Source organism: Pseudomonas cyclaminis (assembly GCF_015163715.1).
In the GTDB taxonomy this organism is placed as follows: Bacteria; Pseudomonadota; Gammaproteobacteria; order Pseudomonadales; family Pseudomonadaceae; genus Aquipseudomonas; species Aquipseudomonas cyclaminis.
Map to the genome: position 1 here is coordinate 1 of NZ_JADDUM010000240.1, position 10,898 is coordinate 10,898.

The following is a 10,898-nucleotide window of genomic DNA, read 5'->3' on the forward strand; positions in this document are numbered from 1 at the left end:
GGCGAAGGCGGCATCATGGCCGTCGCCACGAATGGTCAGGTGGCCGAGGAGTTTCTTTTCCCGCACGGTCACGCCGGCGTTCTTGCGGCCCTTGCCGACCAGGCTGGGGAGGTCGGCGTGGTGCAGCGAGGACTCGGCCTTGGCGCCGGTGGTGGGGCGTTGTTGGTAAACATTGGCTGCTGTCATAAAGCACCTGTTTTGAATTCTGTTGTGAGGCTGATGGCCTCATCGGGGGGCAAGCCCCCTCCCACATTTGACTGCATTCACAAATCCAAGGTGGGAGGGGGCTTGCCCCCGATGCAGGCGACTCAGATGTTCTGCCGATCACCCTTAGGGTCAAAGAACACCGAAGACACAATTTCCGCCTCGATCACGCTGCCATCCGCCTGCGGTGAGAACACCCGCTCGCCGATGCGCTTCAAGCCGCCCTTCACCACGCCCATGGCAAACGAATAACCCAGGGAGTTGTGCGCATAACTAGAGGTGACGTGTCCGACCATTTTCATCGGGATCGTCTGCTTCGGATCGAACACCAACTGCGCGCCTTCCGGCAGCCACACGGTCGGGTCGATCGGCTTCAAGCCCACCAGTTGCTTACGCTCTTCGCGCACGCAGTCTTCACGGTTCATGCCGCGCCAGCCGATCCACGAGAACGGTTTGGTCCGGCCAACGCACCAGCCCATGTTCAGGTCGTCCGGGGTCATCGAGCCGTCGGTGTCCTGGCCGACGATGATGAAGCCCTTCTCGGCCCGCAGGACGTGCATGGTTTCAGTGCCATACGGCGTCAGGTTGTATTGCTTGCCGGCCTCGACGATTTTTTCCAGCACGCCCATGGCGTAGTCGGCCTGCACGTTGACTTCGTACGACAGCTCACCGGTAAACGAAATCCGGAACACCCGCGCCGGGACACCGCCCACCAGGCCTTCTTTCCAGGTCATGAACGGGAAGCCGTCCTTGTCCAGGTCGATGTCGGTGACTTGCGCCAGCAGCTTGCGGCTGTTGGGGCCGGACAGGGTCATGGTCGCCCAGTGGTCGGTGACCGAGGTGAAGTACACCTTGAGGTCCGGCCATTCGGTCTGTTGGTAGATTTCCAGCCACTGAAGTACGCGAGCCGCGCCGCCGGTGGTGGTGGTCATCAGGAAGTGGTTGTCGGCGATGCAGGCGGTGACGCCGTCATCGAAGACCATGCCGTCTTCCTTGCACATCAGGCCGTAACGCGCCTTGCCCACGTCGAGTTTGGTCCAGGCGTTGCTGTAGATGCGGTTGAGGAACTCGCGGGCATCCGGGCCTTGAATGTCGATCTTGCCGAGGGTCGACGCATCCAGCAGGCCGACGCTGTCGCGCACGGCCAGGCATTCGCGTTTCACCGCAGCGTGCAGGTCTTCACCGTTGCGCGGGAAGTACCATGGGCGTTTCCACTGGCCGACGTCTTCAAACTCGGCGCCGTTTTTCACGTGCCAGGCTTGCAGCGCGGTGTAGCGCACCGGTTCGAAGATGTGCCCACAGTGACGGCCCGCGACCGCGCCGAAAGTCACCGGCGTGTAGTTGGGACGGAACATGGTGGTGCCCATCTGCGGGATGGTCACGTTCAGGGAGCGGGCGGCAATGGCCAGGCCGTTGACGTTACCCAGCTTGCCCTGGTCGGTACCGAAGCCCAGCGCGGTATAGCGTTTGACGTGCTCGACCGACTCGAAACCTTCGCGGGTCGCCAGTTCGATGGCGGCAGCGGTGACGTCGTTTTGCAGGTCGACGAATTGCTTCGGCGCCCGTGCGGTCGGCTTGTCATGTGGCACCTGATAGATCGCCAGGGTTGGCTCTTCCAGGCGGCTCAGGGCTTTTGGCAACGTGCCTTCCACCGGGGCAAAACCGGCTTCGCTGGCTGCGCGCACGCCGCCTTCAAAACCGTCCGCCAGGGAATCACCGAGGCCGTAGACGCCGTTGATGCCACCGACACACACGCGTTTCTGCGGTGCTTCGCCCGGAACAAAACCGAGGATGTCTTCCCGCCAGATCGGTTTGCCGCCCAGGTGCGAGGCCAAGTGAACCACCGGGCTGTAGCCGCCGGAACTGGCGACCAGGTCGCAGTCCAGCCACTCGCCAGGGCTGCTGACTTTATGTGCCTTGACGTCAATCGCGGCGATCCGTGCAGCGGTCACGCGCTTGGTGCCACGAGCTTCGACCACGGCGCTGCCGGTGAGGATACGAATGCCTTTGGCGCGGGCTTCTTCTACCAGCGCGCCGCGTGGATTGTGGCGAACATCAGCCACGGCAACCACTTGCAGGCCGGCGTCGAGCCAGTCCAGCGCGACGCGGTAGGCGTGGTCGTTGTTGGTCGACAGCACCAGTTTCTTGCCCGGCGCCACGCCATAGCGACGCACGTAAGTGGAGACCGCACCGGCCAGCATGTTGCCCGGCACATCATTGTTGCCGTACACCAGCGGACGTTCGCACGCGCCGGTGGCCAGCACGACACGCTTGGCGCGCACACGGTGGATACGCTGACGCACCACGCCGATCGGCGCACGGTCACCGAGGTGATCGGTGAGGCGCTCGTGAATGGTCAGGAAGTTATGGTCGTGGTAGCCGTTGACGGTGGCGCGGGGCAGCAGCACCACGTCCGGCAGGGCTTTCAATTCGGCGATGACGCTGGCAACCCATTCGGCGGCCGGTTTGCCGTCGAGGCTTTCGCGGGAATCGAGCAAGGACCCGCCGAACTCCTCCTGTTCATCAGCGATGATCACACGGGCGCCGCTGCGCGCAGCCGCCAGTGCAGCGGCCAGGCCGGCAGGGCCTGCGCCCACGATCAGCACGTCGCAGTGACGGTTGAAGTTGTCGTAGGTGTCCGGGTCGTTCTCGGTTGGCGAGCGGCCAAGGCCTGCTGCCTTACGGATGTACTTCTCGTACGTCATCCAGAACGATTGCGGGTACATGAAGGTTTTGTAGTAGAAACCCGGCGGCATCAGCTTGCCGCCAACCTTGCCGAGAATGCCCATCACGTCATTGTTGACGTTCGGCCAGCCGTTGGTGCTGGTGGCGACCAAACCCTGGTAGAGCGCCTGTTGCGTGGCGCGCACGTTGGGGATTTGTGTGGCTTCGGTGGCGCCGATCTGCAGCACCGCGTTCGGCTCTTCAGCGCCCGCAGCAAAGATGCCGCGAGGGCGCGAGTATTTGAAACTGCGGCCGATGATGTCGACGCCGTTGGCCAGCAGGGCTGCGGCCAGGGTGTCGCCTTCAAAGCCTTTGTAGCTCTGGCCGTTGAAGGTAAACGTCAGGACTTTATTACGGTCGATCCGGCCACCGTTGGACAGGCGATTGGTCTGGCTCATACCTTCTCTCCAGAGGCCTTGGCGGTGAATTGTGGCTTCTCACCGATCTTGTAGGTTTCAAGAATTTCGTAGGTCAGGGTGTCGCGGGTGGCGTTGAAGTACTGACGGCAACCGGCGGCATGGATCCACAGCTCGTGGTGCAGGCCGCGTGGGTTATCGCGGAAGAACATGTAGTCGCCCCACTGCTCGTCGGTGCAGGCATTCGGGTCCAGCGGGCGCGGGATATGCGCTTGGCCGGACGCGTGGAATTCCTCTTCGGAGCGCAGTTCGCCACAGTGAGGACAGAAGATATGCAACATAGGAAATTTCTCCTGTTAGTGGGCGACAGCCGCAGCGCCGTGTTCGTCGATCAACGCACCGTTGTGGAAACGGTCGATGGAGAAAGGTGCAGCCAATGGGTGCATTTCACCCTTGGCCAGGCTGGCGGCAAATACGTTGCCCGAGCCTGGCGTGGCCTTGAAGCCACCGGTGCCCCAACCGCAGTTGAAGAACATGTTCGGTACCGGGGTCTTGGAGATGATCGGGCAGGCGTCCGGCGTGGTGTCGACGATGCCGCCCCACTGCCGGTTCATGCGCACCCGCGACAGCACCGGGAACATCTCGACGATGGCCTGGATGGTGTGTTCGATCACCGGGTACGAACCACGCTGGCCGTAGCCGTTGTAGCCGTCGATACCGGCGCCGATCACCAGGTCGCCCTTGTCGGACTGGCTGATGTAACCGTGCACGGCGTTGGACATGATCACGCTGTCGATGATCGGCTTGATCGGCTCCGACACCAACGCTTGCAGCGGGTGGGATTCGATCGGCAGGCGGAAGCCCGCCAGCGAAGCCATATGGCCGGAGTTACCCGCGGTGACCACACCGACGCGCTTGGCGCCGATAAAGCCCTTGTTGGTTTCCACGCCGATGCACACACCGTTTTCCTTGCGGAAGCCGATCACTTCGGTCTGCTGGATCAAGTCCACGCCGAGTGCGTCAGCGGCGCGGGCAAAGCCCCAGGCCACGGCATCGTGACGGGCCACGCCGCCGCGACGTTGCACGGTGGCGCCGAGCACCGGATAGCGGGTGTTCTTGGAGCAATCGAGGTACGGAATCTCGTCGGCCACTTGCTTGGCGTTGAGCAGCTCGCCATCCACGCCGTTGAGGCGGTTGGCGCTGACGCGACGCTCGGAATCACGGATGTCTTGCAGGGTGTGGCACAGGTTGTAGACGCCACGCTGGGAGAACATCACGTTGTAGTTCAGGTCCTGGGACAGGCCTTCCCACAGTTTCATCGCATGTTCGTACAGGTGCGCCGACTCGTCCCACAGGTAATTGGAACGCACGATGGTGGTGTTGCGTGCGGTGTTACCGCCGCCCAGCCAGCCTTTCTCGACCACGGCCACGTTGGTGATGCCGTGTTCTTTGGCCAGGTAGTAAGCAGTCGCCAGACCATGCCCGCCACCGCCGACGATGACCACGTCGTAGACCTTTTTCGGGGTCGGTGTGCGCCACATCTTCTGCCAGTTTTCGTGATGGCTGAGGGAGTGCCTGAAGAGGCCGAAGCCCGAGTAGCGTTGCATAGTCATTACTCCAAAACCGCGCTCAGCGATAAACCGGGAAATCAGCGCACAGGGCAGACACGTGCTTGGCCACGTTGGCCTCGACATCGGCGTCGCCGAGGTTGTCGAGGATGTCGCAGATCCAGCCAGCCAACTCGACACACTGTGCCACTTGAAACCACGCGTGGTCACCGCCGGGGTGCCGATGCGCAGGCCGGAGGTCACAAATGGCGACTGCGGGTCATTCGGCACGGCGTTCTTGTTGACGGTGATGTGGGCGCGACCGAGGGCGGCGTCGGCGTCTTTGCCGGTAAGGCCCTGACGGATCAGGCTGACCAGGAACAGGTGGTTATCGGTGCCGCCGGACACTACATCGTAGCCGCGTTTGATAAACACGCCCGCCATGGCCTGGGCGTTGTCGATCACTTGTTGCTGGTAGACCTTGAAGCCAGGCTCTTGGGCTTCCTTGAAGCACACGGCCTTGCCGGCGATCACGTGCATCAGCGGGCCGCCCTGGGCGCCAGGGAATACGGCGGCGTTGAGTTTCTTCTCGATGGCTTCGTTGGCCTTGGCCAGGATCAAGCCGCCACGTGGACCGCGCAGGGTCTTGTGGGTGGTGGTGGTGACCACGTCGGCGTACGGCAGCGGGTTCGGGTACAGGCCGGCGGCGACCAGGCCGGCGACGTGGGCCATGTCGACGAACAGCAGCGCGCCGACTTTGTCAGCAATGGCACGGAAGCGCGGGAAATCCAGGGTCTTGGAGTAGGCCGAGAAACCGGCGACGATCATTTCGGCTGGCACTCGACAGCCAGGCGCTCGACTTCGTCGTAGTCGATCAGGCCGGTGTCGGTGTTGATGCCGTACTGCACGGCGTTGTACAGCTTGCCCGAGGACGACACTTTGGCGCCGTGGGTCAAGTGACCGCCGTGGGCCAGGCTCATGCCCAGGATGGTGTCGCCGGCATTGATCAGCGCCAGGTACACGGCGCTGTTGGCGGACGAACCGGAGTGTGGCTGCACGTTGGCGTAATCGGCGCCGAACAGCTGCTTGGCGCGTTCGATGGCCAGGGCTTCAACCTTGTCCACGTGCTCGCAGCCGCCGTAGTAGCGCTTGCCCGGATAGCCTTCGGCGTATTTGTTGGTGAGGCCGCTGCCTTGCGCTTCCATCACACGCTTGCTGGTGTAGTTCTCTGACGCGATCAGCTCGATATGATCTTCCTGACGCTGCTCCTCGGCATTCATCGCCGCCAGCAGTGCATCGTCATAACCCTGGATCTGGTCTTTCTTGCTGAACATCGCGTCTCTCCCAGCCTTTCGTATTGTTGAGGCCCGTGCAGGGCCCTTTGATGCGATGGTAGGGCTGGCGCTTGCAGGTCAAATGCCTGCGCACGCCACGCAAAGGTGCGTTTACGACATTGCCGGAACAACACCAAAACAAATGTGGAGCAGGGCTTGTGTGGGAGGGGGTTAGGCGATGATTTGACGAACGAGTAGCAGCAGGAGGAAATGCAGGGGGTAGAGGCTATAAGCCCAGCGGCGCATGGGCGGGGGCGCGGCGTTTTTGGCATGTCGTAATAAGACCAATCCGGCCAATGGCGCGATCAGGCATGCAGCCAATCCCAACAGCGCCACCGGCGTGCCGCTGTTGAGCAGGATTTGCCACTGATTGGCGGCCACGCAGACCAATCCCGGCAACACACTGAAATACCATGGCCGACGAAACACCAGCAGCATCGCCAATGGCAGCAATACACCAAAGAAACCGAACATTAAGTGGGATGAAAACAAAGCCGCTATCGTGACGGCGATCAGCGCCAATCCTCGATCAACCACCGCCTTCTGCTGCCATCCTCGGGCAACCAGCAACCCCAGCGCCAACGTGGGTAGAACGTTCAACGTATCGGCATCCTCGATAAACAACCGATACGGCACTTCGCTGATCACACTGAACAGCAGCAGCCATGCCAGGTAACGCCAATGGCCGGTCACCGGTGCATGCCGGGTGCGATGCAGGTTCGCTGCAATCGCCAGGCAAAACCACGGGAACGCCAGGCGCCCCGGCACGTACAGGCCGTCCAGGCTCAAACCGACATAGCGCAGGTGATCCAGCACCATGCACAACAGCGCCAACCACTTGAGCAAATCCAAGGCGCCATCGCGGACACGTCCGACAGGCATCGTTTCAGTCCCGTGCATAATTCCCCAGTGACTTTGCATTTACAGAGCGTGCGCACCCGCGACAATCTTGGTTACAGTGCGCACCAACATCGACCACAGGAATGGGCCATGACCGACAAGAGCCAACAATTCGCCAGTGACAACTACTCCGGCATCTGCCCGGAGGCCTGGGCCGCCATGGAACAAGCCAACCAGGGCCATCAACGCGCCTATGGCGATGATGAATGGACCCACCGCGCCGCCGACGGTTTCCGCAATCTGTTTGAAACCGACTGCGAAGTGTTCTTCGCCTTCAACGGCACTGCCGCCAACTCACTGGCGCTGTCGTCCTTGTGCCAGAGCTACCATAGCGTGATTTGCTCGGAAACCGCCCACGTCGAAACCGACGAATGCGGCGCGCCGGAGTTTTTCTCCAACGGCTCCAAGCTGCTCGTCGCCCGCACTGAAAACGGCAAACTGACCCCGGAGTCGATCCGCGAAATCGCCCTCAAGCGTCAGGACATCCACTACCCCAAACCCCGCGTCGTCACCCTGACCCAGGCCACCGAAGTCGGCAGCGTGTACACCCCGGAAGAAATCCGCGCCATCAGCGCCACCTGCAAAGAGCTGGGCCTTAACCTGCACATGGACGGCGCACGCTTCTCCAACGCCTGTGCATTCCTTGGCTGCTCGCCGGCCGACCTGACCTGGAAAGCCGGCGTCGACGTGCTGTGCTTTGGTGGTACCAAGAACGGCATGGCCGTGGGTGAGGCGATCCTGTTCTTCAACCACAAGCTGGCCGAAGACTTCGACTACCGCTGCAAACAGGCTGGCCAACTCGCGTCGAAGATGCGCTTTTTGTCGGCCCCGTGGGTAGGCCTGCTGGAGAACGACGCCTGGCTCAAACACGCACGTCACGCCAACCATTGCGCACAATTGCTGAGCAGCCTGGTAGCGGATATTCCGGGGGTGGAATTGATGTTCCCGGTGCAGGCCAATGGCGTGTTCCTGCAACTGTCGGAACCGGCGATTGCGGCGTTGACCGCCAAGGGCTGGCGCTTCTACACCTTTATCGGCAAAGGTGGCGCGCGTTTCATGTGTGCGTGGGATACCGAGGAAGAGCGCGTAAGAGAATTAGCCGCGGATATTCGGAAAGTGATGGAGGCCTGAAACCACGGGGCTTTCAGCAGCGTTTCAGAGTCTATTTGTACGTATTTCTGACAGTATCTATCTACCCCCTTCCTTGAGTAGGATCTTGTCACCTCGAACAGACGGACGCGTTTTTCGGGGCTGACTGCCTGCCGAGCACTCGGCTGGAAATGGAAATCCTATAGAGGGCAACATCATGGAAATTCAATGCTACACCACTGATTCTCAACTGCGTGCCGACGTCGACGCCACATTCGTCAGCCTGGACGACCTCAGGAAGCTGGCCAACGTCGGCGACACCATCATCGAGCCGTCCAGAACCTTTACCGTGACTGGAAAAGAGTTCGAAATGACAGCATCCGGCGGATACATCATCAACCTTTTCGTACGCTAACCACTAAGGCCCGCGCCGCAGACTCATGACCTGCGACGCGGGACTGATGTGATTTCGCTCACAACGCCTTCGGCTGAAGCGCTTGCCAATCATCAATGGGGCCGCGGTTTGTGAGAAAGGTCCCACCGTTGAATTTCAACGCCAGCTTATTGACGGCATTCAAGGCCGTCGTCACCGCTCCTTCTGCCCAGCCTCCCGTGAACGAAACGTCGTCACCCGCCAGAATGAACCCATCGGGTTTCGGACCCTGCACACCGTTCATGAACTGAGAAAACAGCAAGCGCTGGTACTCGTACTGGCCCGGCAGATTCATTTTGAACGCGCACAGGAAAAACGGCTGCTCCTCCCAGTTGATTTCGACAAAGGGGTTAGTCATGCCGAACTCAGCCGCTAGGTTCAACTGATGAGGGGCATACACGCTGTCCAGCAAGCTTGTGCACACCTGCACGTGGGACGGCTGCGGCGCACTGCGATCACCCAGGAATTTGAGGCTGTCGTCATTCCAGGTATAAGACAAAAACATACCGCTCCCCCTGTAAGGTCCGAGGCCTTGACTGTAGTCCAGCAGGTAGGTGCCACGGGTGATGCGATCCGAAAGGGTCACGCTCATCTTGTGTTGAAAATCTGCTTCCACATCGTTCCAGAAAGGCCGCTGGGTTTGCGCGAAGATTTTGGCGGATTGCATGTAGTGCGTGTACATCACCGCTTCCCATTCCTTTGGGGATAACAGGTCATTCATTTGGTTGAAGCGGGCGGCACCATCCATGTAGCGGAATTTGTCGAGGATCCGCTTGTGGGGGGTGTAGACCACGGCAGGAAAAGTGTATTGACGATCGTATCCCAGATTATGGTCATACACCCATACGTCGAACTCGCCATCCGGGCGACGTATAATCTGCCGCACCTCCTGCTTTAAAGGCTGGGCAATGACTTGGGTCGTCAGGCCTTGGACAGTGGTGCCCGCAGGCCAATGCGTCATGGTGTCACCAAAGGTATCCGGGGCGCGGCTCCATAACCGTGTTGGCAGCTCGCTGGAACCGTCGAACATCAACTTATGGTTGGTATCCAGCCCGGTATACAGCACCCGCAGCACCTCCAGGAAACAATTGGGATAGTCGGTGTTCCAACCGCCGGTGCCGAAGCCGATCTGGCCGAACAGATCAATGTCTTCGCGACTCCATCCCGCCTGCTCGACCATCGCGGCAAAAAAACTGAGGTTGTTCCAACCCGCATCCAGGATTGCGTTCCACAAGGTCTTGATCTTGGCCTGATCAATGCTGCCCTCGGACATTGCCGCTTCCATATCGGTGAACTTGATCGGGTCCTGCTCAAGGAACACCTCAAACAACAACCGCTCAATCTCGGCGTATTCCGGCGGCAGGTTATTGCCTTCGTAATAGGTCTGTTTTTGCTGGTAATCGACTACCGTACTAGAGGTTGCCGCCGAGCCAGGGTTGGGAAAATCCGTCGAGTTGGCCGTCATGCCGACCTTCTCGAAATAGTGCATCAACGTCTTGCCTGACACAGGAAAACGCATCGCCCCCATTTCACAGATCACACTGTTAGCGGGATCTTGCGGATCACCCGCCACGTAGGAATACAGCCGCCCACCAATACGATCACTGGCCTCTACCACCACAGGGTGTAAACCCATGCGCATGGCTTCATAGGCCGTCACCATTCCCGCAACGCCTGCGCCGACGATCAACACCTTGCTGCCATACGCCCGGCTGGAAACCTGCGCCAACGGAGTGCCGTTACTCACGGCGGTATCAAGGAACCGGCGGTAATGAAAAGGAAAGTCAGGAACCAGTGCAGTGACGTCGTTGGCAAGCAAGCGCGCAGCGCCTTTACTTCGGGAGGGAATAGCAGACATGGCAATCATCCTTGGTATGCAAACAGGACGCCCACCTACTGCTTCACTGCGAAAGGTGACTACGACGAATGTGTTCTTCAGCGTAGTGACTCGTAGGAAATGTCTCTATATCCGCTGGAAATAAAAAAGTGAATCAGTAAGGCAAACCTTATTCAAGAGGGTTTTGCGCACTCAGTTCAGAGATTCATAAAGTGATTATTTGAAAATGCCGATTCAATTGTATTTTGGCTTACAAGACTCTGCGCAACTCACTCAATAAAAAACAGACCGTGACACCTATGAACATGCCCTCCGACCGATCGGCTGCGCCCCCCTCCAGAACGCTGAAAATCGAAACCCGCTCCATCGACTACGTGCCGCGCAATGAACGCCACGGCAAGGTGTGGCATCAGGCGCCATTCTGGTTCACCGGCAACTTCGTGCTCACCACCATGGTCACCGGGTTTACCGGTG

General features: G+C 59.9%; 7 protein-coding genes and 3 pseudogenes. 3 read left to right on the top strand and 7 right to left on the bottom strand.

Annotated elements, in window-relative coordinates:
* From IQK56_RS25820 to IQK56_RS25845, 6 genes and pseudogenes are all read right to left on the bottom strand, one after another.
* A pseudogene (locus IQK56_RS25820) lies at positions 1-186 on the bottom strand (sarcosine oxidase subunit gamma); the annotation flags it as partial.
* 122 nt (positions 187-308) lie between these two features.
* Positions 309-3,326 (bottom strand): sarcosine oxidase subunit alpha, encoded by a 3,018-nt coding sequence (locus tag IQK56_RS25825; RefSeq protein WP_193862015.1) that lies wholly within the window; start codon positions 3,324-3,326, stop codon positions 309-311.
* The gene (locus IQK56_RS25830; protein WP_073525868.1) at positions 3,323-3,625 is read right to left on the bottom strand and encodes a sarcosine oxidase subunit delta; all 303 of its coding nucleotides are present in this window, start codon (positions 3,623-3,625) and stop codon (positions 3,323-3,325) included. The genes IQK56_RS25825 and IQK56_RS25830 overlap by 4 nt, the downstream gene beginning before the upstream one ends.
* Before the next feature lie 15 nt (positions 3,626-3,640).
* Entirely contained in the window at positions 3,641-4,891 is a 1,251-nt protein-coding gene (locus IQK56_RS25835; RefSeq protein ID WP_193862014.1) for a sarcosine oxidase subunit beta, read from the bottom strand.
* A gap of 22 nt (positions 4,892-4,913) precedes the next feature.
* Positions 4,914-6,165 (bottom strand): annotated as a pseudogene (locus IQK56_RS25840) (serine hydroxymethyltransferase).
* A gap of 171 nt (positions 6,166-6,336) precedes the next feature.
* Entirely contained in the window at positions 6,337-7,065 is a 729-nt protein-coding gene (locus IQK56_RS25845; RefSeq protein WP_193862013.1) for a TraX family protein, read from the bottom strand.
* A 90-nt stretch (positions 7,066-7,155) separates the two neighbouring features.
* Between IQK56_RS25845 and IQK56_RS25850 the strand changes: the two genes are divergently transcribed.
* The gene (locus tag IQK56_RS25850; protein ID WP_099585737.1) at positions 7,156-8,196 is read left to right on the top strand and encodes a threonine aldolase family protein; all 1,041 of its coding nucleotides are present in this window, start codon (positions 7,156-7,158) and stop codon (positions 8,194-8,196) included.
* Positions 8,197-8,371: 175 nt separating this feature from the next.
* The gene (locus tag IQK56_RS25855) at positions 8,372-8,569 is read left to right on the top strand and encodes a hypothetical protein (RefSeq protein WP_065871853.1); all 198 of its coding nucleotides are present in this window, start codon (positions 8,372-8,374) and stop codon (positions 8,567-8,569) included.
* Between the two features lie 58 nt (positions 8,570-8,627).
* Here the strand turns inward: IQK56_RS25855 and IQK56_RS25860 are convergent, their stop codons facing one another.
* The gene (locus tag IQK56_RS25860) at positions 8,628-10,445 is read right to left on the bottom strand and encodes a flavin monoamine oxidase family protein (protein WP_193862012.1); all 1,818 of its coding nucleotides are present in this window, start codon (positions 10,443-10,445) and stop codon (positions 8,628-8,630) included.
* 284 nt (positions 10,446-10,729) lie between these two features.
* Here IQK56_RS25860 and IQK56_RS25865 point away from each other — a divergent pair.
* Positions 10,730-10,898: pseudogene (locus IQK56_RS25865) on the top strand (cytosine permease); the annotation flags it as partial.